Raw genomic sequence first — 26,394 nt, 5'->3', positions numbered from 1 at the left:
AGCACGAGACGAGAGGTGATCGATGGGTGGCGTCGCGGGACCCCCCGGTTCTCCGGTGATGGACCGGGACGAGGTGGACCGTGCGCTGGCGCGGCTCGGCGCGGAGCACAAGGCGGTCGAGGACTCGCTCCTCGCCCTCCAGGACCACGCCGGCCGCAGGCTGCTCGAAGGCGCCGAGCTGACCGGGACGACCCGGGACCGCTGGCAGACCGCCGAGCGGTCGATCACCCTGCTGTGGGCGTACTTCGACGCGTACACGGCCGCCCTGCACGACACCCGTGAGGTACGGGCCCGGCGCCGCTGGCCCGGGCGCGAGGAGCTCGTCGAGCTGACCGACCGGCTGCGCGGCGAGAGCGTGCACGTGCCGGGCGGGGCGCTCGAACAGGCCGCGCTGGCCGAGCGGTTCACCCTGGACGGGCTCGTCACCCGGATGAACGAGCTGTACGCGGCCTCCCTCGACGTGGTGGTCACCGCCGACGCGGTCTGGTCGGCGCTGCCCGCGCGGATAGACCTGCTCGCCGCCGAGCTGGGCCGGACCCGGTCGCTCGCGCACTCGGTGGGCGTGCGGCCCGGGGAGCACCCGGCCGGGGACGAACTGGAGTCGATCACCGCCGAGCTGACCGCGCTGCGGGTGCAGGTGGTGTCGGACCCGCTGGCGTTCTGGCGGCCCGCGCAGGGCAGTTCGGCGCCCGGCGGCGGCCGGCCGGACACGGAGCGGTACGACACGGCGGCGCGCGCCCTGGAGGACATCCGGCGCGAGATCGAGGCGGTGCTCCAGGTCCGGCAGGACGCGGAGGAGCGGCTGCTGCGGCTGCGCGACGTGCTGTCCCGGGCGGACCGCACGCTCGCCGAGGCGCGGGCGGCGCGCGGCGAGGTGCTCGCGAAGATCGCCGCCTCCGAGGTGCCGGCGGTCAGCGGTCCGCCGGTGGCACTCCAGGAGCGTCTGGCAGCGGCGGCCGAGCACCGCAGGCATGCCCGCTGGCACCGGCTCTCGCCGCTGCTCGACGCCCTGGAGCAGGAGGCGGAGGAGGAACTCCTGCGGGCCCGCGAGTCGTTGACGGCGGTGACCGCGCCCCTCGCGGTCCGCGCGGAACTGCGCGGCCGGCTCGACGCGTACAAGGCGAAGGTGGCCCGGCTCGGGGCGGCGGAGGATCCGCTGCTCGTCGAGCGGTACGACGCGGCCCGCCGGATGCTGTGGAGCGCGCCCTGCGACCTGCGGGTCGCCGAGCAGGCGGTGCTCCGCTACCAGCAGGCGGCGGCGGACGTGCTGTCCGGGCCGAGGGATCGACAGGATCTCGGGAATCACGGGGATCGCAGAGGGAACGAGTGGTGAGCGGGGGAACCGGCGTGAGCAGCTGTCAGCGTCCGACGTGCGAGGGCTCGTACGAGGACATGGGCGGCGGCGAGCTGTACTGCGACACGTGCGGTCTCGCCCCGGTCGTCGCGCCCGGCGGGATGCTGCAGGCGACCAGGACCGGGATGGCGGCGGGCGGCCGGGGCGGCGACTCGGGCCGCTCGGCGCCCTCCTCCCGTACGTCGTCGCGGTCGGCGCGCTCCTCGGCGTCCCGGCGTTCGGTGTCGGGGCGGCTCTCGCGCTCGCTCTCGGGGCGGAGCACGGGCCGTTCCGTCTCGGTGCGCAGTTCCGGCTCCTCCGGCGGCGCCTCGGCGCGCGGCCGGCTGGGCGCGGGCCTGGTCACGGTGCCGGAGGTGCCGCGTCCGGACCCGCGGGCCGCGGTGATGGAGAGCGCCGAGGTTCCCGAGAGGAAGCGATTCTGCTCGCGTTCCGACTGCGGTGCGCCGGTGGGCCGTTCGCGCGGTGACCGGCCGGGCCGCACCGAGGGCTTCTGCACCAAGTGCGGGCACCCGTACTCCTTCGTGCCGAAGCTGCGCGCGGGCGACGTGGTGCACGGGCAGTACGAGGTCGCGGGCTGTCTCGCGCACGGCGGTCTCGGCTGGATCTACCTGGCCGTCGACAAGGCGGTCTCGGACCGCTGGGTGGTGCTCAAGGGCCTGCTGGACACCGGCGACCAGGACGCGATGGCCGCGGCGATCTCCGAGCGCCGCTTCCTCGCGGAGATCGAGCACTCCAACATCGTCCGCATCTACAACTTCGTCGAGCACCTGGACCAGCGCACCGGCTCCCTGGACGGCTACATCGTCATGGAGTACGTGGGCGGCAAGTCGCTCAAGGAGATCGCCAACGATCGGCGCACCCCGGACGGGCGGCGCGACCCGCTGCCGGTCGAGCAGGCCTGCGCGTACGGCATCGAGGCCCTGGAGGCGCTCGGCCATCTGCACAGCCGCAACCTGCTGTACTGCGACTTCAAGGTCGACAACGCGATCCAGACCGAGGACCAGCTGAAGCTCATCGACATGGGCGCGGTCCGGCGGATGGACGACGACGAGTCGGCGATCTACGGCACGGTCGGCTACCAGGCGCCGGAGGTCGCCGAGGTCGGCCCGTCGGTGGCCAGCGACCTCTACACGGTGGCCCGCACCCTGGCCGTGCTGACCTTCGACTTCCAGGGCTACACCAACGTCTTCGCCGACTCGCTGCCCGAGCCGGACGGCATCGAGGTCTTCCGCACCTACGAGTCCTTCTACCGCCTCCTGGTACGGGCCACCGACCCCGACCCGGCGCGCCGCTTCGGCTCCGCGCAGGAGATGGCGGAGCAGCTGACCGGCGTCCTGCGGGAGGTCGTCGCGCTGCAGTCGGGGCGGCCGCGCCCGGCGCTCTCGACGCTGTTCGGCGCCGAGACGCGGGTCACCGACACCGAGCTGTTCGAGGAGCTCACCGAGGACGTGTCGGTGCTCGGCGCGCGCGAGACCCGGCGGGCCCGCCGCTCGCTGCCGACCGCCGTGACCGGCCGGGCGGGCACCTTCCTGCGCCCCTTCGACGTACCGGCGACGGCGCTCGCGCTCCCGGTGCCGCGGGTCGACGCGGCCGATCCCAACGCCGGTTTCCTCGCGGGTCTGCTCGCCGCCGCACCCGCCGAGCTGATCACCGCGCTGCACGCGGCTCCGGTGTCCTCGCTCGAACTGCGGCTGCGCGAACTGCGGGCGCGCCTGGAGATGGGCGACCTGGTGGCCGCCGGGCGCAGCCTCGACACCCTGGAGGACGGGCACGCCGACGACTGGCGGGTGGTCTGGTACCGGGGCGTCACGGCGCTGATCGCGGGCGACCGGGAGAGCGCGGCGCTGTCCTTCGACGCGATCTACGACGCCTTCCCCGGCGAACCGGCGCCCAAGCTGGCGCTCGGCGTGTGCGCGGAACTGCTCGGCCAGCTCGACAACGCCGCCGAGTACTACCGGCTCGTGTGGGCGACCGACCCCAGCTATGTCAGCGCCGCCTTCGGCCTGGCCCGGGTGCAGCTCGCGGCCGGGGACCGGCCGGGCGCGGTGCGCACCCTGGAGTCGGTGCCGGAGTCCTCGATCCACTACACGGCGGCCCGGGTCGCCGCGGTGCGGGCCCGGCTGCGCCGGCGGCCCGCGAACGAGCCGCTGGGCGCCGACCTGACGGCCGCGGCGGCGCAGGTCGCGGCGCTGCAGGGCTTCGGCCTCGACGCGGTGCGCCGCGAGCGGCTGTCGACGGAGGTGCTCGGCACGGCCCTGGACTGGGTGCTCTCGGGCAGCCCGGGCGCGGGTCCGGCCGGCACGGTGCTGCTCGGCAGCGCACTGGACGAGCGCGGACTGCGCTTCGGCCTCGAACGCTCCTACCGGGTGCTCGCCCGGCTCGCCCAGCGCGGCGAGGAGAGGATCGAACTGGTGGAGCGGGCCAACCGCTTCCGCCCCAGGACGTGGGTGTGAGTATGTCGCTGAAACCGAAGCCCCCGCACCCCCTGGGGACCTGCCCCGAGTGCGCCGAACCGCTGGAGTCCGGGGACAAGTTCTGCGGGGCGTGCGGCTACGACCTGTCGGAGGCCGAGCTCCCGGACCGGCCGACGGTCCCGATCGCCCTGCCCGTGGACTGGCCGGAGGCCCCGCCCCGGGACCCGAACTCCCTGACCACGGCGACCCAGCACCCCGGCGAGCTGCCGGGCACCGACTCGGGCGGCCGCGATCTGCCGACGATCCCGGTACGGACGGACGGGGTGCCGGAGGCCGCGCCGGCGGGCGCGGCAGACCCGGCGGGACCGGGTGCACCCGCGGCCACGGCGGACCCGGCCGGGCCCGCGGCCCCCGCCGGCGCCACCGGCGAGCACGGGGACGGGGACTTCACGCTGCCCGCGCCCGATCCGCGGGCGGCGCTCGTGGCGGAGCCGGCGGCGGCTGTGAGCGCGTCGGCGGGCGACGACCGGAAGGTGTGCGTGGCCTGCCGGACCGGGCGGGTCGACGGCGACGGGTACTGCGAGCACTGCGGGCACGCGCAGCCGCGCGACCGCGACCACATGGAGGAGGAGCTGCCGGCGGTCGCCGCCGTCAGCGACCGGGGCCTGCGCCACCACCGCAACGAGGACTCGTTCGCCGTGGCCTCGGCCGCGCTGCCCGGCGGTGCGCCGGCCGCGCTCGCCGTGGTCTGCGACGGCGTGTCCTCGGCGACCCGCCCCGACGAGGCGTCCGCCGCCGCGGCCACGGCCGCCCGCACCACGCTGCTCGCGGCGCTGCCCCAGGGCACGCACCCGCAGCAGGCCATGCAGGAGGCGATCGTGGCGGCCGCCGACGCGGTCACCGCGCTCGCCGAGCGCCCGGCGGCCGGCGAGCGGGAGCACCAGAACTCCCCGGCGTGCACCATCGTGAGCGCGATCGTCGCCGACGGACTGCTGATCGTCGGCTGGGTCGGCGACAGCCGGGCCTACTGGGTGCCCGACGACCGCGGCACCCCGCCCGCCCGGCTCACCGAGGACGACTCGTGGGCCGCGCAGATGGTGGCCGCGGGTCTGATGACCGAGGCGCAGGCGTACGCGGACGAGCGCGCCCACGCGATCACCGGCTGGCTCGGCGCCGACAGCTACGAACTGGAGCCGCACACCGCCGCGTTCAAGCCGGACCGGCCGGGCGTGGTGGTGGTCTGCACGGACGGACTGTGGAACTACGCGGAGGGCGCCGAGGACATGGCCCGGATCATGCCCGCCGACGCCGCCGAACGACCGCTGCACGCGGCGCAGGTCCTGGTCGGCCACGCCCTGGACGGCGGCGGCCACGACAACATCACGGTCGCGCTGCTGCCGTTCGCGCTCCCGGTGCCATCCGCCCCGTGACCGCTCCGCAACCGCTCCTGACCTTCCTTCTTCTCTTCTCGTGAGCCGAGGAGCCGAATCACCCATGGCGAACTTCTCCAAGCCCACCGGGCCGCAGTTCTCGGTGGACGTGTACCAGAACGAGTTCCTGCCGGAGGGCGGCCGGGACGTCAACGCGATCGTCACCGTGACCGCCACCGGCGGCGGCGCGCACGGCGCGCCGCCGGCGGCCGGCGGGGGCCGGTCCGCGGCCGTCGTCCTGATGCTCGACTGCTCCGGTTCGATGGACTACCCGTCGACCAAGATGCGCGGCGCCCGCGAGGCGACCGCCGCCGCGATCGACACCCTGCGCGACGGCACCTCCTTCGCCGTCGTCGCCGGCACCCACATCGCGCGCGAGGTGTACCCGGGCGGCGGGCGGCTCGCCGTCGCCGACGCCCGGACCCGCGCCGAGGCGAAGGACGCGCTGCGGGCACTGAGCGCGAGCGGCGGCACCGCCATCGGCACCTGGCTGCGCCTCGCCGACCGGCTGCTCTCCTCCGCCGACGCCGCCATCCGGCACGGCATCCTGCTGACCGACGGGCGCAACGAGCACGAGTCGCCGGAGGACCTGCGGGCCGCGCTCGACGCCTGTGCGGGCCGCTTCACCTGCGACGCGCGCGGGGTCGGCACGGACTGGGAGGTCGAGGAGGTGCGCGGCATCGCCTCGGCGCTGCTCGGCACCGCCGACATCGTCGCCGACCCGGCCGGGCTCGCCGCCGACTTCACGGCCATGATGGAAGGCGCCATGGGCAAGGAGGTCGCGGATGTCGCCCTGCGCCTGTGGACCCCGGTGGGGGTGGAGATCGGCTTCGTGAAGCAGGTGGCGCCGACGGTCGAGGACCTGTCCGGGCGGCGCACCGAGGCGGGCCCGCGCGCCGGGGACTACCCGACCGGTTCGTGGGGCGACGAGTCCCGCGACTACCACGTGTCCGTGCGGGTGCCGCAGGCCGCGGTCGGCCAGGAGATGCTGGCGGCCCGGGTCTCGCTGATCGTCCCGGACCCGGCGGGCGGCGCGCCGGTGACGCTGTCCCAGGGACTGGTGCGGGCGGTGTGGACGGACGACATGGTGATGTCCACCGCGATCAACGCGCAGGTCGCGCACTACACCGGGCAGGCCGAGTTGGCCGATGCCATCCAGCAGGGAATGGACGCCCGCAAATCGGGCGATCGCGACGGTGCCACGGCCAAACTCGGGCGTGCGGTGCAGCTCGCGGCGGCCTCCGGGAACGCCGATACGGCGAAACTGCTTTCGAAGGTGGTGGACGTGGTCGATGCCGCGACGGGTACTGTGCGTTTGAAGGCGAAGGTCGCGGAAGCGGACGAGATGACTCTCGAGACGCGCTCCACCAAGACCGTTCGCGTGAAGAAGTAGCCCGCGAGGGCGACGGAGCCCGTCAGGGCGAGGACGAGGAGAGGGGGAAGCACCGACATGCCGACCTGCCCGAACGGACACCAGTCGGTCTCCGACGACTGGTGCGAGGTCTGCGGCCACCGCATGGCGGCCGGGGCGGGTGCGCCGACGGGTGCCGTACCGCCGCCTCCCCCGCCGCCGCCCGCGTACGGATATCCCGGCCCCGGCGGCCCCGGTGCCCCCGGCGGGCCGGTCCCGCCGCCGCCCGCCGCGCCCGGCGGCTTCGGCCCGGGCGGCGACCCGAACGCCACCGCCCAGGCGGAGCTGTGCCCGCAGTGCCGGACGCCGCGCGAGCACATGGCGCCGTTCTGCGAGGAGTGCCGCTGGAACTTCCTCACGAACACGGCGACCTCCTACACCCCGCTCGCCCCGCAGAGCGCGCCCCGCGCGCCGCAGGGTCCGGGTCCGCAGGGTGGTCCGCCGCCCGGTCTGAACCTGCCGCCGGGCTTCCAGTCCCCGCCGGCCGCCCCGCCCGCTGCCCCGGTGCCCGCACCGCCGCAGCACCCGGACGCGTTCGACTACCAGGGCTCGCGGCCCTCGCAGGTGAACCGTCCGGCCGAGCCGCTGGGCGCCGACCCGACGCACCACCAGGCGCCGCCGCAGCGCCCGCCGATGCCGCAGGCGCCCCAGGCCCCGCAGGGCTTCCCGGCCGCTCCTCCGCAGGCCGCTCCTCCGCAGCCGGCCCCGCCGCAGCCGCGGGCCGACGACGACTGGATGCTGTCGCCGCCCTCGATGCCGCAGCCCCCGGCGCCGCCCGCGCCGCCCGCCCCGGTCCCCGCGCCGATGGGCGGTCCCCAGGGCGGTCCGCCGCCGCAGTTCCAGCAGGGCCCGCCGCCGGTCCCGCAGCCCCACGCGCCGCAGGCCCCGCAGATGCCCCAGCCGCAGATGCCTCAGCCGCAGCTCGGCTGGACCGCGGTGATCGGACCGGACCGCGCGTACTTCATGGCGATGATGCAGCGCAGCGGCCCGGAGGCCGGGGGGCTCAACCTCCCCGCGTACTCCCCCGAGCAGCACATCCCGCTCCAGGGCAGCCAGGTCAGCATCGGCCGCCGCCGGCACTCCACCGGCGAGTCGCCCGACATCGACCTGTCGGTGCCGCCGGAGGACCCGGGCGTCTCGCACCAGCACGCGGTGCTCGTGGCACAGCCGGACGGTTCGTGGGCGGTGGTGGACCAGAACTCCACCAACGGCACGACGATCAACGGCTCGCCCGACCCGATCCAGCCCTATGTGCCGGTGCAGCTCCAGGAGGGCGACCGGGTGCACGTCGGCGCCTGGACGACGATCACCGTACGCAGGGGCTGAGAACCCGGGCTAGGCCGTGTCTTTCGGATCAGGGCCGGACAGGCCGCGGGGTCTGGTGCGGTGCATCGCAAGGCGCCGGAGCGTCTCGATAGCGGAGCTATCGGGGCGTTTCGGCAACGCAGCGAGGTGCCGTGCCAGGCGTCGCGGACCCGGCCAAGATCCGGAAGACACGGCCTAGAGGTCCGGCAGGGGCCAGGCGTACGGCCCTTCGGGGTCGTCCAGCCAGGCCCACTGCCGTCCGCCGCTCACCGTCACCCCGAAGCGCTCCCGCTCCGGCCGCCGTTCGCGCTGCCAGAGCGAGAGCGCTTCGCGCATGTCGAGGCGGTCGCCGGTGAGCCCGGTCAGGAAGCGGAAGCCCTCGTCCTCGTACACCCGCCGGGGAACTCCGGTGGTCCGCGGGCGCGGGGTGCGGACGCTGCCGCCGCGCAGGGCGACGAAGTACGCGGAGCCGGCCAGGAAGCGCCCCTCGGCGCGGTCGGGGGCGCGGACGCCGAGCAGCAGCAGTCCGGTGGAGAGCGGGGTGAGGATGCGTGCGCCGGGCCGGCTCTGGGCGAGCCAGGGGTACGGCACGGAGGGCACCGCGCAGGTCGCCACGATCCGGTCGTACGGGGCGCGCTCGGGGCAGCCGCGGGCGCCGTCGCGGGTGATCACGGCCGGCCGGTACCCGGCGGCGGCGAGGTGGCCGCGGGCCGACTCGGCGATCTCCTCGTCGAGGTCGACGGTGGTGACGTGCGCGTCGCCGAGGCGGTGGCAGAGCAGCGCCGCGTGGTAGCCGGTGCCGGCGCCGATCTCCAGGACGTCGTGCCCGTCGCGTACGTCGAGGGCTTCGAGCATCCGGGCCATCAGGGAGGGCTGGCTGGCGGAGGAGAGCAGCTCGCCGTCCCGGACCCGGGTGGCCAGCGCGGTGTCGCGGTAGGCGCCGCGCAGCCAGCGGACCCGGCGGACCGGGTCGGGGTCGCCGGACCAGAGGCGTTCGTAGCCGGTCGGACCGGCGACGTAGTAGGAGGGCACGAAGAGGTGGCGCGGGACGTCGGCGAAGGCCGCGCGCCAGACGGGCTCGTGCAGGGCGCCGTACGCCTCGATCTCCCGCACCAGCGCCCGCCGGGCCCGCGCGCCCTCCTCGGCAAACACGTCGCTCATGGCTCCACTGTCCTGCGCGCCGCCCGGATCCGGCCACAGGTCCTAGACCTCCGGTCCTCGTCCGGTGCGTCTGAGACGATGGAACGGTGAACGAGATTCCGCGCGGCACGCTTCAGGAGCAGACCTTCTACGAGCAGGTGGGGGGCGAGGAGACCTTCCGTCGCCTGGTCCACCGCTTCTACCAGGGCGTCGCCGAGGACCCTCTGCTGAAGCCGATGTACCCGGAGGAGGACCTGGGCCCGGCCGAGGAGCGGCTGGCGCTGTTCCTCATGCAGTACTGGGGCGGCCCGAACACCTACAGCGACCGCCGCGGCCATCCGCGGCTGCGGATGCGGCACGCGCCGTTCACGGTCGACCGGGCGGCGCACGACGCGTGGCTGCGGCACATGCGGGACGCGGTGGACGAGCTGGAGCTGGCGCCGGAGCACGAGGAGCAGCTGTGGCGCTATCTGACGTACGCCGCCGCCTCCATGATCAACACCGCGGACTGACGGCCCGCTCCCGGACGAACACATTCCGGTGACATGGCACCGGATAACGGTCACGATCGCATCAAGGTGGCCACGAAAGCGGTTTCCGGATCCGTTGCCCTCTGAAAGCATCCGAAGGACGTTCGATACTGAACGATCACGGTGCTTTCAGGGGGGACCGGGTGACGGGGTTCGTACTTCTGCGCGTCAGGGCGCACCGGCTGCTCCTGGCCGCGGCCCTGCTCGCGGTCCTCCTGACCACCTCCGTCCTCGCCACCCTGGCCGCCTTCTCCGGTTCCGTCGGCGACGCCGCGCTGCGGAGCACCCTCAAGGGCCGCTCCGCCCCCGCCGCCGCCCTCGTCGTCAGCGGCCGGGTCCCGGACGGCAGGCGGGCGAGTGCCGACGCGGCGGCCCGCGCGGGCGCCGAGCGGACCTTCGCCGGGCTGCCGGTCACCGTGCGGAAGCTGGAGACCTCGGGGCCGTACGCCCTGCCCCGCTCGCTCCAGCCGCCGGACGCGCGCTCGGGCGAGCCGGACCTCACCCAGTTCGCGGCGCTCGACCGCTCCCGGATCAGCCTGGTCCGCGGCGCCTGGCCGAAGGCACCGGCTCCGAATCCCGCCGCCCCGAAGGCAGCCGACGCGAAGGCCGCCGGGCCGCGCGACGCGGTCGAGAGCGCCGTGCCCGAGGAGGCCGCCCGCCGGCTCGGCGTGGCCCCTGGCACCGTCCTGACGCTCACCGACCGGCTCACCGGCACCACCGTGACGACCCGGATCACCGGCGTCTACCGGCCCCTCGACACCACCGACCTCTACTGGCAGCTCGACCCGGCGGCCGGCCGCGGCGTGAAGACCCTCGTCTTCACCACGTACGGCCCGCTGCTCACCGACCCCGCCCTGCTCGGCTCCGGGCGGCTCACCGCCGGTGACACCTCCTGGCTCGGCGTCGCCGACTACACCGGCCTCACCACCGACCGGATGGACGACCTGCGGACCGCCGCCACCGAGGGACCCAAGGCGCTGCTCGCCGACACCGCGCGCTTCGGCACCACCGTCAACGCGACCACCTCGCTGCCGACCGTCCTGGAGCGCACCGACCGGGCCCTGCTCGTCTCCCGCTCCACCCTCTCCATCGTGGCCGTGCAGCTGGTGCTGCTCGCCGCCTACGCGCTGCTGCTCGTCGCCCGGCTGCTCAGCACCGAACGCTCCGGCGAGACCGACCTGCTGCGCGCGCGGGGCGCCTCACGCCGCCGGATCGCCGGACTCGCCGCCGTCGAGGCGCTGTTCCTCGCGCTGCCCGCCGCGATCGCCGCCCCGCTGCTCTCCGGCCCGCTGACCCGGCTGGTCGCCGACCGGTCCACGCTCGACGCGCTCGGCGGCGGGCTCGGTGCCGCTCCCCCGCCCACGGTCTGGCTGGTGGCCGCCGCGGTCGCGCTGTGCTGCGCCGCCGCCGTCGTCGCCCCCGCGCTCGCCACCGGGGACGGCGCCCGGATCTCGCTGCGCAAGGGCCGCTCCGCCGCGCTGCCCGGCCCGGTCCGGGCCGGCGCCGACATCGGACTGCTGCTCGTCGCGGGCATCGCCTACTGGCAGCTCGACCGGCAGACCGGCGGCGGCGCGCTCGCCGGGGACCGGACCGGTGCCCTCGGCGTCGACCCGCTCCTGGTCGCCGCGCCCGCGCTCGCCCTGCTCGCGGGCACCGTCCTCACCCTGCGACTGCTGCCGCCCGCGGCCCGGCTGGCCGAGCGGCGCGCCGCCGGCGGCCGGGGGCTGCCCACCGCGCTCGCCGGCTGGCAGTTCAGCCGCCGGCCGCTGCGCGGCGCCGGCCCGGTGCTGCTGCTCGTGCTCGCCGTCGCCATGGGCATGCTGGCGATCGGCCAGCGCGACTCCTGGGACCGCTCGCAGCGCGACCAGGCCGACTTCCGCACCGGCGCGGACCTCCGGGTGCTGAGCGCCGGTCCCGGCGAACTCTCGCAGACCGAGCGGCTCGCCGCCGTGCCGGGCGTACGACGCGCCGCGCCCGTGCACCGGGGCAGCACCGACGTCACCGGCCGCAACGCCACCGTGCTCGCCATGGACACCTGGCGGGCCGCCGACGGCATGCTCTTCCGCCCCGACCTCGCGGACGGCTCGCCCGCCGAGCGCCTCACCGCCGTGCAGCCGAAGGCCGGTCCGCGCACCGGCGTCGAACTGCCGAAGGACACCCGGGCCCTGGCGCTCACGCTGCGCGCCACCGCCCCCGGCGGCCCTCCGCCCGCCCGGGTCACCGTCGTCGTGGAGGACGGCTACGGCGTCCCGTACCGCCGGCTGCTCGGCACGCTCCCGGCCGACGGGCGGACCCACCGGCTCCAGGTCGCCCTGCCCGAGCTGGCGGACACCGGCGGCTTCACCCTGATCGGCCTGGAGGTCGGCGGCGAGACGGCGGGCGGCGGCGTGCACCGGCTCGCCGTCGAGGAGCTCGTCTCGGTGGGCGCCGGGGAGGCCCAGCGGCCGATCGGCACCCGCGGCTCACTCGCCGCGTGGACCGCGGAGTACACGGCCGAGAACGACGAGGGCGAGACCACGGCGCAGCCGGTGGGCGTCGGATCCGCCGCCGACGCCCTCCTCTCCGTGCCCTTCACCCTCGGCGCGGACGAGGGCGGCCCCGGCACCGACGGCTACACGCTGACGCTGTCCGCCCCGCGCGGCGCCCGGCCGGCGACGGTCCCGGCGCTCGCCACCGACGCCTTCCTCGCCGCCACCCGCGCGAAGGAGGGCGACACCGTCGGCGTCACGATCGGCGGCACCACCCTGAAGGTGACGATCGCCGGCGTGGTCCGCGAACTGCCGACCACCGGGCTCGGCGCCCGGGCCGTCACCGCGGCATCGCCCGACGCCGTCCCCGAGGACGCCGGCGCCGTCCTGATCGACCTGAACACGGCCAACCGGGCCCTGTCCGCCACCCCGGGCGCGACCCTGGCACCCACCGAGTGGTGGCTCACCGCCGCCCCCGGCAGGGCCGGCGAGGTCGCCAAGACCCTCCGGTCCCGTACCGACGCCGACCCCTCGCTGGTGCTCGTACGGGACGAGGCCGCGGCCGAACTCCTCGGCGACCCGCTCGGCGCCGGCCCGAACTCCGCCCTGATGGCGGTCGCGGCGGCCGCCGCCGCCCTCGCCGCCGTCGGCTTCGCCGTCTCCTCGGCCGGCTCGCTGCGGGAACGGGGACGGGAGTTCGGCCTGCTCCGCGCGCTCGGCGCCCCGCGCCGCCAGCTGGCCCGGCTGCTCGCCGCCGAACAGGGCCTCCTGGTCGGCATCGGCCTCCTCGTCGGCGTCGCCCTCGGCACCGTCCTGACCCGGGCGGTCGTCCCCCTGATCGTCCTCACCGGCCAGGCCGAACGCCCGGTCCCCGCCCCGCTGGTCCAGCTCCCGCTCGCCCACGTGGCCCTGCTCCTCGCCGGCGTGGCCGCGCTCCCCCTGGTGATCGTCGCGACCATCGCGCTGCGCCGCGCGGACCCGGCGGTCACCCTGCGCAGCCAGGGGGACCAGTGACGACGTTCCGGATCCGTCTCGGGTGCGAGCCGCGCAGGCCGCAGGCCGCCCCGTGCGGCCCCCCGACCCCGCCGCCCGCCACCGCCCGGCGCCGGCCGCCCGCCACCACCCCCGGGGGCCGCTGATGCCCGGCCCCCGCTCCCCGCAGCCGTCCTCCACCCCCGCCCGCGGAAAGGCGAACGCCATGTCCAGCAAGCCCGTCCGCACCGTGGCGCCCTGGGTCCGCACCCGACTGCGGACGGCGCCGGGGACGGCCCTCGCCTATGGGCTGCTCGTGCTGGTGACGGCGTTCCTCGCCGCCGCGCTGCCGCGGACCGTCGACACGTACGAGACCGAGGGACTGTGGCACGCCATCAACAGTGCCGAGCCCCGCACCAGCGCGCTGACGCTGACCACCGACGTGCCGAGCAGCCTGGCTCCGGAGGCGCGGGTGGCGGCGTTCGCGCCGAAGAAGCTGAAGGCGATCCGCGACCGGCTGGTTCCGGCGCTGCCCGCGCCGCTGCGCGCGGACCCCGTCGAGTCGGCGTACGGGGTGCGGACGACCAAGCAGTTGTCGGCGCCCGACCCGTTCCTGACGCGGCCGGACGGCGTGGATCCGCAGTTCGTCCTGGACTCGGCCTCCGACCTGGCCGGGCACTCCACGCTCACGGCCGGCCGCGCGCCGAGGGCCGCCGAGGGCGGGACGGCGGGCGGCGGCATGGAGGCGGCGGTCAGCACGAAGACCGCCAAGACCCTCGGCATCACGGTGGGTTCCGTCGTCCACCTCCCCGGCGTCGACGGCAACCCGAAGCCGGTCACCGTCACCGGCATCGTCGAACCGCGCGGGACCGACGGCCCCTACTGGGCGACCGAGCCGGTCCTGCACAGCCCGTTCCTCGCCATGACGAAGGGGGACGAGCCCCGCTCCTACTGGGTGGGCACCCTGCTCGTCTCGCCCGAGAGCGCGCCGGCGGCGGTCGGCACGCTCGGCGAGCCCGAGCAGTACTGGCGGTTCGCGCCCGACGTCCGGCACCTCACCGCCCTCGACACCGAACGGCTCACCTCCGCCCTCGACTCGGCGGGCGACGGGCCGGCCCTGGTGAGACTGCGCGACGTCCTCGGCGCGGGCGGGGCGTTCAGCACCGGCCTCGACGGGATCCTGGCCGGCTACACCGGCACCCGGGACGCCATCGCCTCGGTCGTCGCCGTCGCCGCCTTCGGCATCGGCGCCGTCGCCCTCGTCGTCCTCGCCATGACCGGCAGCCTGTTCACCGCCCGCCGGCACCCCGAACTCGCCCTGCTGCGCTCGCGCGGCGCCTCCCTGACCGGCATCGGCGGACGGCTGGTCGCCGAGACCGCCGCGGTCACCGTTCCCGCCGCCGCGCTCGGACTGCTCCTCGCCGTGCTGCTCACGGGCGGCGACGGGGCCCGGCTGCTGCCCGCCTGCGCGGGCGCCGCCGCGGTCGCCGCGGTCGCCACCCTGGTGCTGCCGGTGCGCGCGGTGTTCCTGCACCGCCGGCCCCAGCTGCACGGCGCCCGCGAGGACCTGGTCGCCTCCCGGCCGTCCGCCCGGCGCACCGTCGCCGAACTGACCTTCCTCGTCCTCGCCGTGGGCGCCGTCACCGCGCTGCGCCGCCGCGGCACCGCCGACGCCGGCGACTACCTGGTCAGCGCCGCGCCGGTGCTCGTCGCCCTGATCGCCGCGTTCGTGCTCGTACGGCTCTATCCGCTGCCGCTGCGCTGGGCCGCCCGGCCCGCCCGCAGGCTGCGCGGCGCCGTCGGGTATCTGTCCCTGGCCCGGGCGGGCCGCTCGTCCGCCTCGGGCGCGCTGCCGCTGCTCGCGCTGCTGCTCGCGCTGACGACGGCCGCGTTCGGCGGCTCCGTGCTCACCGGGGTGTCCGACGTCCGGGACAAGGCCGCCTATCTGGCCACCGGCGCGGACGCCCGGGTGGTCGGCAAGCTGGCCTCGGTCCCGCTGCCCGCCGGGGTCGCCGAGAAGGTGCGGGGCGTCGCCGGGGTACGGGAGGTGTCGCCCGTGCAGGTCGAGTTCGGGCTCGAACTGCCCTCCCGCCGGGGCACCTCCGACCACGGCATGGGCGCCCCGCTGATCGGCGTCGAGCCCGCCTCGTACACCCGGCTCGCGGCCCGTACCGGCATCGGCGGCTTCCCCGCCGGGCTCCTCGGGTCCACCGGCACGGGCGGACCCGGCCACGTCGGCGACAACGAGCGGGTGATCCCCGCCATCGCCTCGCCGCGGGTCGCCGAACGCCTCGGCGACAAGCCCATGGAGATCACCGCGGCGGCCGGCCGCTTCCATGTGAAGGTGGTCGCCGTCCGCGAGGCCACCCCGGCCCTGCCCGACAAGGACTTCCTCGTCGTCAACGGCGACGACCTCACCAACCGGGCGGCCACCGCGCTGCTCGTCACCGGCGGCCCGGACGGCGCCCTCGACGGAAAGGCGCTGCGGAGCGCGGTCACCGGGGTGAACGGGACCGTCCAGGTGGTGCTGCGGGCGGAGAAGCGGGCCGGCTACGTCGACTCGCCTGTGCAGACCGGTGCGGAGCGGATCTACCGCGCGGCGATCGCCGCGGGCGCGGGCTACGCGGTCCTGGCCGTGCTGCTCTCGCTGCTGCAGGCCGCGCCCGAGCGCACCACGCTGCTCGCCCGGCTGCGCACCATGGGCCTCACCCGCCGCCAGGGCCGGAAGCTGCTCGGTCTCGAAGCGCTGCCGCAGGCGGTCCTCGCGGCGGTGGGCGGCGTGCTCGTGGGCTGGGCGACGATCGTGCTGCTCTCGCCGGGCATCGACCTGATCCGGCTGGCGCTGGCCGCCGCGCCGGACGAGGCGATGGCCCTGGGCACGGCACTGCGGGCGGACGTCTGGTCGCTGGCCGTGCCGGCGGTCGCGGTGGTGCTCCTCACCGGCGCGGTCGCCGGAACGCAGGCGTGGTGGGTGGCCCGCAGGGGCTCGATCAAGGAACTCAGGGCAGGAGACGCACGATGACGACGACCACCTCGGGGACCGCCGGAGCCGCCGGGACCACCGGTACGACCCTGGAGGAGCTGGAGCGGCGGGCGGCGGCGCGCCGGGACCGGCCCTCGTACGGGCACGACGCGCTGATCGCCTGCGACCGGCTGGTCCGGATCTTCACGACGGACGGGGTGGAGGTGCAGGCCCTCCAGGGTCTGGACCTGCTGGTGACGGAGGGCGAGCTGATGGCGCTGGTCGGCGCCTCCGGCTCCGGCAAGTCCACCCTGATGAACATCCTGGCCGGGCTCGACGTGCCGACCGCCGGCGCGGCCAAGGTCGCGGGCTGCGATCTGCTCGCCATGGACGGCAAGGCCCGGCTGCGCTACCGCCGCGAGGTCGTCGGCTTCGTCTGGCAGCAGACCGCGCGCAATCTGCTGCCCTATCTGACGGCCGCCCAGAACGTGGCGCTGCCCATGCAGTTGAAGGACGGGCGCAGGGGCGGCAGTCGGCAGAAGGCCCGGCGGGCCGAGGAGCTGCTCGGCATGCTCGGCATGGCCGAGCACGCGGACCGGCGCCCGCACCAGCTGTCGGGCGGCCAGCAGCAGCGGGTGGCCATCGCCGTGGCCCTCGCCAACAACCCGTCGGTGCTGCTCGCCGACGAGCCGACCGGCGAGCTGGACTCGGCCACCGGCGAGGACGTCTTCGCCGCGTTCCGGCGGGCCAACGAGGAGCTGGGCACCACGATCGTCATCGTCACCCACGACCAGGCGGTCGCCTCCGAGGTGCGCCGCACGGTCGCCATCCGCGACGGCCGGACCTCCTCCGAGGTGCTGCGCCGCACCGAGGTCGACGAGACGGGCCGGGAGTCCCTGGTGGCCCGGGAGTACGCGATGCTCGACCGCGCGGGCCGGCTGCAGCTGCCCGCCGAGTACACCGAGGCCCTGGACATGCGGCACCGGGTGGCCCTGGAGCTGGAGCAGGACCACATCGGGGTGTGGCCGGACGACGCGAGCTGAGTCCGCCGCGTCCGCTACCGCAGGGCCAGGAGCCCGGCGGCGGTGGGCTTGAAGCCGCACTGCTCGTAGAAGGCGGTGAGGTACGGCTCGTAGTCGACGTGCAGCCAGTGCGCCCCGCGCTCGCGCGCGGCCCCGGCGGCCTCCCGGACGAGTGCGACTCCGAGTCCTCGGCGGCGCTCGTCGGGGTGGACGGTGGTGTCGAGCAGGAAGGCGTGCGCGCCGCCGTCGCCGACGACGTTCACATAGCCGACGAGCCGGCCGTCCCGCCAGGCGGTGACATGGAGCAGCCGACGGGCGAACACGGCGTCGAAGTCCGTGTCCCGGTGGCCGGGCCAGGAGGCGTGGAAGAGCGTGTTCAGCGCGCCGGAGGTCAGCTCGGCATCGACGGCGAGCACCGCGCCCGTGGGCGTCACCGAAGGGGAGCGACGGTCAGGGACGTCGGTACGGTACGCAGCGCGACCGAGCCGTACGGCGTGCGCAGCCGCAGCCAGGGCCCGGCGGCGAACAGCGCGACCGGGAGCTCGGCGCCGGGCAGGTCCGGCAGGAAGCCGAGGGACTGCGCGGCGTGCACGGCGCGCAGCGGGAGGCCCGTGCCGGCGAAGGTGCGGGACCAGATCTCGCGGCCGATGCGGTCGCGCTCGGCGCGGGTGCGCCGCTCCTCGGGCAGTTCCTCGTCGCGGGCCCGGAACTCGGCCACGGCCGCGCCGACCGCGCCGCGCATCGCGGCGACGTCCGGCAGTCCGGCGACCGGCTCCCAGCCGCCGCGCGGCGGCAGGACCCCGGCCCACGGAGGGCCGGTGACGGCGTCGGGGACGACCGCCTTGCCCGCCGACTCCTCGATGCCCTCCAGGAGTTCACCGGCCGACACGGTCACGTCCAGGTCGACCGCGTCGACCAGGCGTGCCGTGCGGATGGCGACGACCTCGAACGACGGCGGGCGCCCGAACACGGCGAGCGCGCCGCCCCCTGCCTGGAGGCGGACGGCGGCGGCCCGGTCGTAGTGCAGCAGCCGGCGCAGGAAGGCGGCGAGGCCCGCCGCCTCTCTGGCGTCGTCGAAGTGCAGCGGAGCGAGGGGAGTCACGGGGCCGACGTCATCCCGTCGTCCATGTACTCCTTGAGGAAGGACTTCTCCTCGTCGGAGATGCGGCGCGGACGCTGCGTCTCCAGGTTGAACGGCACGACGACCGTGGACGCCCGCACGTACGTGACGTCGGGGTCCTTGATCTCGTACGCGATCGTCAGCGAGGCCGCGCCCATCTTCGTCACCCAGGACTCGATGGTGACCGGCTCGTGCCGGTGCACCAGGGGTCGCAGGTAGTCGATCTCGTGGCGGGCCACGACGGACCCGCCGGAGAACGACGGGCTGCCGTCCCCCGGTGCCAGCCGGAACATGAAGTCGATCCGCGCCTCCTCCAGGTAGCGGAGGAAGACCACGTTGTTGACGTGGCCGAAGGCGTCCATGTCCGACCAGCGGAGGGGGCAGGAGTAGATGTGACGGGCCATGAAGTGATCAGCCTCGGGTCAGCTTCTTGTAGGTGGCGCGGTGCGGACGGGCGGCGTCCGGGCCGAGGCGCTCGATCTTGTTCTTCTCGTAGGACTCGAAGTTGCCCTCGAACCAGAACCACTTGGAGTCGCCCTCGTACGCCAGGATGTGCGTGGCCACCCGGTCGAGGAACCAGCGGTCGTGGGAGACGACCACGGCGCAGCCCGGGAAGTCGAGCAGCGCGTTCTCGAGCGAGGAGAGGGTCTCGACGTCGAGGTCGTTGGTCGGCTCGTCGAGGAGCAGCAGGTTGCCGCCCTGCTTGAGGGTGAGCGCGAGGTTGAGGCGGTTGCGCTCACCGCCGGAGAGCACGCCGGCCGGCTTCTGCTGGTCCGGGCCCTTGAAGCCGAACGCGGAGACGTAGGCGCGGGACGGCATCTCGACCTGGCCGACGTTGATGTAGTCCAGGCCGTCGGAGACGACCTCCCACAGCGTCTTCTTCGGGTCGATGTTGGCGCGGCCCTGGTCGACGTACGAGATCTTGACGGTCTCGCCGACCTTGATGTCGCCGGAGTCCGGGGTCTCCAGGCCCTGGAGCATCTTGAAGAGCGTGGTCTTGCCGGCGCCGTTCGGGCCGATCACGCCGACGATGCCGTTACGGGGCAGGGTGAAGGACAGGTCGTCGACCAGGACCTTCTCGCCGAAGGCCTTGTTGAGCTTCTCGACCTCGACGACGATGCTGCCGAGCCGCGGGCCCGGCGGGATCTGGATCTCCTCGAAGTCCAGCTTCCGCATCTTGTCGGCCTCGGCGGCCATCTCCTCGTAGCGGGCGAGGCGCGCCTTGGACTTGGCCTGACGGCCCTTGGCGTTGGAGCGGACCCACTCCAGCTCTTCCTTGAGGCGCTTCTGCCGCTTGGCGTCCTTCTGGCCCTCGACCTTGAGGCGGGAGGCCTTGTTCTCCAGGTACGTGGAGTAGTTGCCCTCGTACGGGATGGCGCGGCCGCGGTCGAGCTCGAGGATCCACTCGGCGACGTTGTCGAGGAAGTACCGGTCGTGGGTGATGGCCACGACGGTGCCCTTGTACTGGGCGAGGTGCTGCTCCAGCCAGTTCACCGACTCGGCGTCGAGGTGGTTGGTGGGCTCGTCGAGGAGCAGCAGGTCGGGGGCCTCCAGGAGCAGCTTGCAGAGCGCGACGCGGCGCTTCTCGCCACCGGAGAGGTTGTTGACCTGCCAGTCGCCGGGCGGGCAGCCCAGGGCGTCCATGGCCTGCTCCAGCTGGGCGTCGAGGTCCCACGCGTTGGCGTGGTCCAGGTCGTCCTGGAGCTTGCCCATCTCCTCCATGAGCTCGTCCGTGTAGTTCGTGGCCATCTCCTCGGCGATGGCGTTGAACCGGTCGAGCTTGCCCTTGACCTCGGCGACGCCGTCCTCGACGTTCTGCAGGACGGTCTTGGACTCGTCCAGCTTCGGCTCCTGCATGAGGATGCCGACGGAGTAACCGGGCGAGAGGAACGCGTCACCGTTGGAGGGCTGCTCCAGACCGGCCATGATCTTCAGCACGGTGGACTTACCGGCACCGTTCGGGCCGACCACACCGATCTTCGCACCGGGCAGGAAGCTCAGCGTCACGTCATCGAGGATGACCTTGTCGCCGTGCGCCTTGCGCGTCTTGCGCATGGTGTAGATGTACTCAGCCAAGAGAAACCGTCCGGCAAGGAGTGAGTGGGCAGATAGGTCCCATCTTGCCTGACCGAGCCCCGCAGGCGGAAACCAGTACCGCGGGGACGGCCTGACCAGCCCTTCTCCGAGTGACCGGGCGGTCACCGTGGGTGGGCGACCGAAACGGGACGGCCCCGCCGCGCGGTGCGCGACGGGGCCGTGATCAGCCGCTGGGTGTTACTGACCGGCCGGCTTCTTCTTGCGGAGGAAGAAGACCGCGCCGCCACCGACCACGAGGAGCGCGGCGGCGATGCCGGCGATCATCGGGGTGGCGCTGGAGCTACCGGTCTCGGCGAGGTCGCCGCCGCCGGTGGTGCCGGAGGTGGTGCCGCCGGTCGCCGGGGTCTGGGACGGCGACGGGGTGCCGCTCGGGGTCTCGGACGGCGTCGGGCCGGGGGTGGCCGTCTTGCAGTCGAGGACGCCCTCGATGACCTTCTCGAAGTTGTTCGGGCCCTTGATGGTGAACTTGTACGCCTCGTCCTCGGCGACCGGGACGGTGACCGTCTTCGACTCGCCGGCGGCGATCGTGTACTTCACGCCCTTGAGGTCGAGCTCCCAGGCCTCGTCACCCTTGTTGCCGAGGGTGATGTCGACACCGCCCTTGGCGCAGTTCTTCTCGGCGGTGACGGTGGGCACCACACCCTGCTTCGCCCAGCTCGCGGAAGCCTTGGCGGAGACGGTGGAGGTGCTGGTGCCGGCCAGGATCAGGGTCTGGCTCTTCACCTTGGTGGCGACGAAGGCGCGGCCGATCGGGACGGTGGTGTCGGCCTGGACGTTCAGCTCGGCGGTGCCGTCGGCGGTGCCGGCCGGGACGTCGAAGTAGACCTTGGAGCCGTCGGCGACGGTGGTGACGGCCTTGCCGTCCTTGTCGACGACGGTCACGCCGGCCGGGGCGCCGGGGGCGACGGAGACCTTCGCCGTGCCGGAGTTGGTGTCCACCGTGATCGGGCCGAGGCGGCTGCCCGCCTTGCCGGCGACGGAGGACGGGGAGAGGCTCAGGGAGGCGGTGGGCTCGTCGAGCTCGACGGCCTTCTCCTCCAGGAACTTCGTCAGCTTCGCGGCGTCGGCGTTGACCGGAACGGCGTCCACGTTGTCGGAGAAGTGCCAGATGGCGGCCTGGGTGGCAGCGGCGGCGGTCTTCTCGGTGAGCTCCGTGGCACCGGCCTTGGCGGCCAGGCTCGCGAGGTCGTTGACCTGCGGGTAGGAGTTCTGCAGGATCCAGCGGATCTTGCCGGCGTCCTTGTTGTTGTGGAGCGACGACTGGTCCCAGCCGACCTCCTTGTACTCCTGCCCCGTCTTCGCACCGGTGTAGAGGTCGATGCAGTAGGTCTGGATGAACCCACCGGGCTTGACGGCCATCTCGAAAAGACCGGCCGAGACCTCTCGGTGCGAGTCCTTGATCTCGACGGTGTCGTAGATCTTCAGGTCACCGAGCGTCGCCGTGGCACCGCCCGTGCCCTGGTCGGCCCCATCGGCCATCGCCGGTCCAGCGATGGCTATCGAACCCGCCGCGACGAGACCCGAAACCGCGGTCGCGGCGGCAAGGCGGGCAATGCCGCGCCTCCGAACAGAAAACATGGATTTCCCCTCCGTGCGGGCTGCTCCGCGTCGTCGGTCAAGACGCGTGGGGGGAGCACCCGCCAGCAGACTCGCTGCCCCACTGGAAGCAAGTGCCTCATGAGTATCCGGAAATCCTAGGGACGGGGAAGGGCCCTGTGTCCCGTCGTACGGTCTGATAACCATTCCGACTCGAAATCGTTATCAGCGGGGCTAGTTGAGCATGAAACCGCTGGTCACGGTATCGACAAATCCCCGCAACGGAAGGTCAAGGTGTCGCTACCAGAGGGTAGTCGGCGGTTTCGGGGCCGGTCGGAGGGGGTGAATCCGGAACCCTCTGTTCCGGTACGGCGGTTTCGGCGCCCGGCTGCCGTGTCGCCCGCCGGAACGCCGCCGTACCCCGGGTCAGATCGTGGCCCACCGCGACCGCGTCGACGTCCACGAAGGTCTTCCGGCGCCCGTCGAGGTCCTCCTCCCGGATCTTCAACCGGCCGTGCACCACCAGGGGTTCACCCACCGAGACCGAGGCCGCCAGGTTCGCCCCCAGCGAGCGCCACGCGGACACCGTGTAGAAGCTGGTGGCCCCGTCGGTCCACATCCCGTGTTCACGGTCCCAGCGGCGCGCGGTCACCGCGAAGCGGAACCGCGCGACCCCGCCCGACACCGTCTCCCGGTACTCCACGTTCGTCGCCACGTTGCCGACCAGCGTCACGGTCGTCTCGTTCATCTGCCCACGCTCCCCGTTCGGTTCCACCGGTTTCCACCGGCCCCATGGAAGAGCGCCGTCCGCCCTTCCGCGATCCATCCTGGACCGAACCGGAGAAACCAGCCGAAGCCTGTGGACAAGTGGGCGGTTGGGGACAACCCGGCCACCCGAACGAGAGCTTCCGCCTCTCCTCGCTCGCCTCACCACGCCCGCGCTCACCGCGGACGCGTGCTCACCGCGGACGCGTGCTCACCGCACCCGCGCGCCCGCCGCCCGCGCCGGGCCGAACCGCGTACCGCCGAACCGGCCGCCGCCGATCCCCGTTCCCCCGCCCGCTCCCCCGCGGCCCACGGTCCGGCTCGCCATCCGCGTGGCACCGGCGGCCGTGACGTACTGCTCGCGCACCTCCCGGTAGCGCATCAGCTCCGCCGCGATCGGGTCGAGCACCCGGGCCCGGCCGCAGGCCGCCGCGGCCTCGCGCAGCGCGCGCTCGGCCTCCTGCCCGTAACGCCGCGCCGGCCCCCGTACCGCCGCCGCGCAGGCCCACTCCACCAGCGGACCGCCGACGATCCCCGCGACCATGACGAGCACCGGCGGCCAGAGCAGCGGCTCGACCACCCCCACGATCTGGGCGACCAGCCACAGCGCGCCGAAGATCTGCAGGAAGGTCATCACCACCTGGGCGAGCACCGCGGCCGGCCACCAGGCCGGGCGGGGCGGCCGGGCCGCCGGGTCGCCCATGCTCACGGTCAACTCGTCGAGCGCCTCCGGCAGCCCGTCGGCACCGCGCAGCGCCGCCTCGCGGACCGACTGCGCCCAGGGGCCGGGCAGCCCGCGCGCGGCCTCGTCGGAGACGATCCGCACGGCCTGCTCGACCCGCTGACGCGCGGTCAGCTCGTCCTCGACCTGGGCCGCCGGGCCCGGATCGCCGCTGCCGTGCTCGCGCACCCGCTCGTACCAGCGGTAGAGCCGCAGCCAGGGCGTGCCGCAGGCACGGATGGCGTTGCGGCGCCAGACCCGTTCGGCGGCCTCGCCCGCCGCCTGCGCGCCGACCGCGACGGCGAGCCGGTGGGCGAACTCCTCCCGGGACCGTTCGCCGAGCCCCGGCCGCCCGTCGGCGACGAACTCCGGCCGCAGCCGGGCGGTGGCGGCGTCCACGTCGGCGGCGAGGCGGCGCTCGGGTGCGGTGCGCTCCTGGACGAAGCGGCCGAGGAGTTCGCGCAGTTCCGGCACGCCCTCCCCGGTCAGCGCGGACAGCGGCAGGACGGTCGCGCCGGGTTCGCCGTGCTCGCCGAGCGCCATGCCGTCCTCGTCGAGCAGCCGGCGCAGATCGTCGATGACGAGGTCGGCGGCCTCGGTGCCGAGCCGGTCGATCTGGTTGAGGACGACGAAGGTGACCTCGGCGTGTCCGGCCAGCGGCCGCAGATAGCGCTCGTGCAGGGCGGCGTCGGCGTACTTCTCCGGGTCGACCACCCAGATCACCGCGTCGACCAGGCCGAGCAGCCGGTCCACCTGGTCGCGGTGGGCGGTGACGGCCGAGTCGTGGTCCGGCAGGTCGATCAGGACGAGTCCCTGGAGGTCGGCGTCGGCCGCGCCGCCCGCGAGCGGCCTGCGGCGCAGCCGCCCGGGGATGCCGAGCCGGTCGAGCAGCCCCGCGGCCCCCTCCGACCAGCTGAGCGCGATGGGCGCGGCGGTGGTGGGGCGGCGCAGGCCGGTCTCGGAGACGGGGACGCCGGCGAGGGCGTTGAAGAGGGACGACTTCCCGCTGCCGGTGGCCCCGGCGATGGCGACGACGGTGTGCCGCGCGGACAGCCGCTGACGGGCGGCGGCCTCGTCGAGCACCCGGCCGGCCTCGGCGAGCGCCTGGCCCTCGACGCGGGTACGGGAGAGGCCGACGAGCTCGTGGAGCGCGTCGAGGCGGGTGCGCAGGGCTCCGCCGTAGGCGCCGCCGAGGGGCGGGAGCGCGCTCTCGTCGTCGTCCTCGGCGGCCGCGCCGCCCTCGGGGGCCTGGCTCCTGGGGAGGGCCCGGTCGGCGACGCGGCGGGCGATCAGCCCGTCGTCCCAGCGCTTCTCGCCGCTTGCGGGGCCACCTGGCGTGCTGCCCACGGTCTCGTTCACGGCGTCACTTCTCCTTCTGCAGTACGGAGAGCGCGGCGATCAGTTCGGCCTGCGGCTCGGGGGTCACGTCGAGGGCGTCGAGGGGGGCGAGACGCCGGTCGCGTTCGGTGTGCAGGGCGCGGTCGAGGTACGTGGCGAGCAGCTCGCCGCCCTTGTCGCGCAGCCGCAGGGCGCCCTGGGCGCCGAGGAGTTCGGCGAGCCGGTCCCCGGCGGCGCGGGTGCGGCGGCCGCCGAGCAGGACGGCGGCGAGGAGCGCGGTGAGGGTCTCGGTGTCGGGGGCCGCGGCGGCGGCCGCGCGCTTGCCGCCCCGGGTGCCGCCTCGGCCGGCGGTGGGGCGCTCGATGTCCCGTACCTCCTCCTCGACCATCTCCTCCAGGACCCGCCGCCAGCGCCGTACGGTCAGGGCGATCCGCTCCCCGGCGTCCTGGGCGTCGTCCTTCCGGCCCGGGGCGGCCTTGGGCGACAGCGCGCCCGCTGCGGGCTCGCGGCGCCAGGCGTCCCGTACCCGCTCGTCGGCGGCGGCGACGGCGCACTGCACGAGCGCGCCGAGGGATTCCACGAGGGCGTCGAGGAGTTCGTCGGCCGAGCTGTCGCGCGGGTAGCCGCGCCAGCGGGTGCGGGCGTCGCCGGCGAGGACGGCGCCGCGGCGCGCCTGTTCGCGGACCCGGCGCCCCTGCTCCTCGTACGCGGACTCGACGGCGCCGCCGAGTCGTACGGCCGCGGCGTACTGGGCCGCGACCGCCCCGGCGAGCTCCGGCATGCGGGTGTCGAGCGAGTCGATCACTCCGGCGGCGGTCCGGCCGACGGCCTGCTGGCGGGCGGCGGGGTCCTGGGCGCAGTGGGAGAGCCAGCCGCGCAGCGGGGCGACGGCGTTGTCGGGCAGGAGGCCGGTGCCGCCGCCGGTGGACTCGGGCAGTTCGGGGATGGTGAAGCGGGGCAGGTCGCCGAATCCGGCCTTGTCGAGCAGTGCCTCGTACTGCCGGGAGACCTCGGTGATCACCTGGTGGGGGACGCGGTCGAGGACGGTGACGAGGGTGGCGTCGTACTCCTTGGCGGTACGGAGCAGATGCCAGGGAACGGCGTCGGCGTAGCGGGAGGCGGTGGTGACCATGACCCAGATGTCGGCGGCGCACATCAACTCGGCGGCGAGCAGCCGGTTCTCGACGACGAGGGAGTCGATGTCGGGCGCGTCGAGGAGGGCGAGGCCGCGGGGCAGGGTGGCGGCGGTCTCGACCCGCAGGGCGTTGTCCTCCGGCGGTTCCTCGCCCGGGTGCTCGTCGTCCTGCTGGGGCAGCCAGACGCGGGTGAGCTGCGGCAGTACGCGCATCCCGGCGAACCAGTGGTGGTCCTCGGGGTGGCAGACCAGAACGGGCGTCCGGGTGGTGGGTCTGAGCACCCCCGCCTCGCTCACCCGCCGCCCCACGAGCGAGTTGACCAGCGTGGACTTCCCGGCCCCGGTGGATCCGCCGACGACCGCGAGCAGCGGCGCGTCGGGGTCCTTCAGCCGGGGCACCAGATAGTCGTCGAGCTGCGCGAGCAACTCGGCCCGGGTCTGCCGGGCGCGCGGGGCACCGGGAAGGGGGAGGGGGAGACGCACGGCGGCGACACGGTCGCGCAGGGCGGAGAGTGCGTCGATCAGCTGAGGCCGTTCGTCCAAGGTCACCACATGCGAAGAATGCCCAATTTTGGAGCCTTTTTGAAGCGTATTGCGGCTGCGCGCGCCGACCGAACGGATGTAGCCGGGCGCCCTTGGTGCCGCCCTGGGCATAACGACTGCACAACACCCGG

Annotated in this window: 18 protein-coding genes; 9 read left to right on the top strand and 9 right to left on the bottom strand. The window is 74.6% G+C overall.

Annotated elements, in window-relative coordinates:
* The first annotated feature begins 58 nt into the window (after positions 1-58).
* The 5 genes from AB0M18_RS12645 (at position 59) to AB0M18_RS12625 (ending at position 7,935) form a co-directional block, all read left to right on the top strand.
* A complete protein-coding gene (locus AB0M18_RS12645) occupies positions 59-1,333 on the top strand; it encodes a hypothetical protein (protein ID WP_365756876.1) in 1,275 nt (424 codons plus the stop codon).
* 59 nt (positions 1,334-1,392) lie between these two features.
* Positions 1,393-3,807: a tetratricopeptide repeat protein gene (locus AB0M18_RS12640; protein WP_365757000.1), complete on the top strand. Its 2,415-nt coding sequence runs from the start codon at positions 1,393-1,395 to the stop codon at positions 3,805-3,807.
* Positions 3,808-3,809: 2 nt separating this feature from the next.
* A complete protein-coding gene (locus AB0M18_RS12635) occupies positions 3,810-5,198 on the top strand; it encodes a PP2C family serine/threonine-protein phosphatase (protein ID WP_365756874.1) in 1,389 nt (462 codons plus the stop codon).
* Between the two features lie 64 nt (positions 5,199-5,262).
* Complete coding sequence (locus AB0M18_RS12630) at positions 5,263-6,591, top strand: VWA domain-containing protein (protein WP_365756872.1); 1,329 nt, start codon at positions 5,263-5,265, stop codon at positions 6,589-6,591.
* Between the two features lie 57 nt (positions 6,592-6,648).
* Entirely contained in the window at positions 6,649-7,935 is a 1,287-nt protein-coding gene (locus tag AB0M18_RS12625) for an FHA domain-containing protein (RefSeq protein ID WP_365756870.1), read from the top strand.
* 174 nt (positions 7,936-8,109) lie between these two features.
* On the opposite strand, the gene AB0M18_RS12620 is transcribed toward AB0M18_RS12625, so the two are convergent.
* Positions 8,110-9,075, bottom strand: a complete 966-nt coding sequence (locus AB0M18_RS12620; protein WP_365756868.1) for a methyltransferase domain-containing protein — start codon at positions 9,073-9,075, stop codon at positions 8,110-8,112.
* An 86-nt stretch (positions 9,076-9,161) separates the two neighbouring features.
* On the opposite strand from AB0M18_RS12620, the gene AB0M18_RS12615 reads away from it, so the two are divergent.
* The 4 genes from AB0M18_RS12615 (at position 9,162) to AB0M18_RS12600 (ending at position 17,029) form a co-directional block, all read left to right on the top strand.
* The gene (locus AB0M18_RS12615) at positions 9,162-9,566 is read left to right on the top strand and encodes a globin (protein WP_265862492.1); all 405 of its coding nucleotides are present in this window, start codon (positions 9,162-9,164) and stop codon (positions 9,564-9,566) included.
* A gap of 161 nt (positions 9,567-9,727) precedes the next feature.
* Positions 9,728-13,066, top strand: a complete 3,339-nt coding sequence (locus tag AB0M18_RS12610) for an FtsX-like permease family protein (protein WP_365756865.1) — start codon at positions 9,728-9,730, stop codon at positions 13,064-13,066.
* Between the two features lie 184 nt (positions 13,067-13,250).
* Positions 13,251-16,046 carry an FtsX-like permease family protein gene (locus AB0M18_RS12605; RefSeq protein ID WP_365756863.1) on the top strand — a complete coding sequence of 932 codons (2,796 nt, stop codon included), beginning with the start codon at positions 13,251-13,253 and terminating at the stop codon, positions 16,044-16,046.
* Positions 16,043-17,029, top strand: coding sequence for an ABC transporter ATP-binding protein (locus AB0M18_RS12600; RefSeq protein WP_365756861.1), 987 nt, complete (start codon positions 16,043-16,045; stop codon positions 17,027-17,029). Before AB0M18_RS12605 ends, AB0M18_RS12600 begins: the two co-directional genes overlap by 4 nt.
* 14 nt (positions 17,030-17,043) lie before the next feature.
* On the opposite strand, the gene AB0M18_RS12595 is transcribed toward AB0M18_RS12600, so the two are convergent.
* From AB0M18_RS12595 to AB0M18_RS12560, 8 genes are all read right to left on the bottom strand, one after another.
* A complete protein-coding gene (locus AB0M18_RS12595) occupies positions 17,044-17,442 on the bottom strand; it encodes a GNAT family N-acetyltransferase (protein ID WP_365756859.1) in 399 nt (132 codons plus the stop codon).
* Positions 17,439-18,110 carry a hypothetical protein gene (locus tag AB0M18_RS12590; RefSeq protein WP_365756857.1) on the bottom strand — a complete coding sequence of 224 codons (672 nt, stop codon included), beginning with the start codon at positions 18,108-18,110 and terminating at the stop codon, positions 17,439-17,441. The genes AB0M18_RS12595 and AB0M18_RS12590 overlap by 4 nt, the downstream gene beginning before the upstream one ends.
* Complete coding sequence (locus AB0M18_RS12585; RefSeq protein ID WP_365756856.1) at positions 18,107-18,532, bottom strand: thioesterase family protein; 426 nt, start codon at positions 18,530-18,532, stop codon at positions 18,107-18,109. The genes AB0M18_RS12590 and AB0M18_RS12585 overlap by 4 nt, the downstream gene beginning before the upstream one ends.
* 7 nt (positions 18,533-18,539) lie before the next feature.
* The gene (ettA, locus tag AB0M18_RS12580; protein WP_265862502.1) at positions 18,540-20,204 is read right to left on the bottom strand and encodes an energy-dependent translational throttle protein EttA; all 1,665 of its coding nucleotides are present in this window, start codon (positions 20,202-20,204) and stop codon (positions 18,540-18,542) included.
* A gap of 198 nt (positions 20,205-20,402) precedes the next feature.
* On the bottom strand, positions 20,403-21,803 hold the full coding sequence (locus AB0M18_RS12575) for a Cys-Gln thioester bond-forming surface protein (RefSeq protein WP_365756855.1): 1,401 nt from the start codon (positions 21,801-21,803) through the stop codon (positions 20,403-20,405).
* Positions 21,804-22,050: 247 nt separating this feature from the next.
* Positions 22,051-22,509: a single-stranded DNA-binding protein gene (locus tag AB0M18_RS12570; protein ID WP_365756853.1), complete on the bottom strand. Its 459-nt coding sequence runs from the start codon at positions 22,507-22,509 to the stop codon at positions 22,051-22,053.
* 228 nt (positions 22,510-22,737) lie between these two features.
* Positions 22,738-24,606 carry a GTPase gene (locus tag AB0M18_RS12565; RefSeq protein WP_365756851.1) on the bottom strand — a complete coding sequence of 623 codons (1,869 nt, stop codon included), beginning with the start codon at positions 24,604-24,606 and terminating at the stop codon, positions 22,738-22,740.
* Positions 24,607-24,610: 4 nt separating this feature from the next.
* Positions 24,611-26,263, bottom strand: a complete 1,653-nt coding sequence (locus AB0M18_RS12560; RefSeq protein WP_365756850.1) for a dynamin family protein — start codon at positions 26,261-26,263, stop codon at positions 24,611-24,613.
* Positions 26,264-26,394 lie beyond the last annotated feature (131 nt).

Origin of the sequence: Streptomyces sp. NPDC051909, assembly GCF_040681095.1 — a bacterium.
Taxonomy (GTDB): Bacteria; Actinomycetota; Actinomycetes; order Streptomycetales; family Streptomycetaceae; genus Streptomyces.
Note: the sequence above shows the minus strand (reverse complement) of the source record. Positions and strands in the feature narration are given on the sequence as shown.

What these genes read in the sequence shown, in the direction of transcription:
- AB0M18_RS12645 (WP_365756876.1), top strand. Translation starts at nt 59, where the DNA reads ATGGACCGGGACGAGGTGGACCGTGCGCTGGCGCGGCTCGGCGCGGAG.
- AB0M18_RS12640 (WP_365757000.1), top strand. Translation starts at nt 1,393, where the DNA reads ATGGGCGGCGGCGAGCTGTACTGCGACACGTGCGGTCTCGCCCCGGTC.
- AB0M18_RS12635 (WP_365756874.1), top strand. Translation starts at nt 3,810, where the DNA reads ATGTCGCTGAAACCGAAGCCCCCGCACCCCCTGGGGACCTGCCCCGAG.
- AB0M18_RS12630 (WP_365756872.1), top strand. Translation starts at nt 5,263, where the DNA reads ATGGCGAACTTCTCCAAGCCCACCGGGCCGCAGTTCTCGGTGGACGTG.
- AB0M18_RS12625 (WP_365756870.1), top strand. Translation starts at nt 6,649, where the DNA reads ATGCCGACCTGCCCGAACGGACACCAGTCGGTCTCCGACGACTGGTGC.
- AB0M18_RS12620 (WP_365756868.1), bottom strand. Translation starts at nt 9,075, where the DNA reads ATGAGCGACGTGTTTGCCGAGGAGGGCGCGCGGGCCCGGCGGGCGCTG.
- AB0M18_RS12605 (WP_365756863.1), top strand. Translation starts at nt 13,251, where the DNA reads ATGTCCAGCAAGCCCGTCCGCACCGTGGCGCCCTGGGTCCGCACCCGA.
- AB0M18_RS12600 (WP_365756861.1), top strand. Translation starts at nt 16,043, where the DNA reads ATGACGACGACCACCTCGGGGACCGCCGGAGCCGCCGGGACCACCGGT.
- AB0M18_RS12585 (WP_365756856.1), bottom strand. Translation starts at nt 18,532, where the DNA reads ATGGCCCGTCACATCTACTCCTGCCCCCTCCGCTGGTCGGACATGGAC.
- AB0M18_RS12575 (WP_365756855.1), bottom strand. Translation starts at nt 21,803, where the DNA reads ATGTTTTCTGTTCGGAGGCGCGGCATTGCCCGCCTTGCCGCCGCGACC.
- AB0M18_RS12570 (WP_365756853.1), bottom strand. Translation starts at nt 22,509, where the DNA reads ATGAACGAGACGACCGTGACGCTGGTCGGCAACGTGGCGACGAACGTG.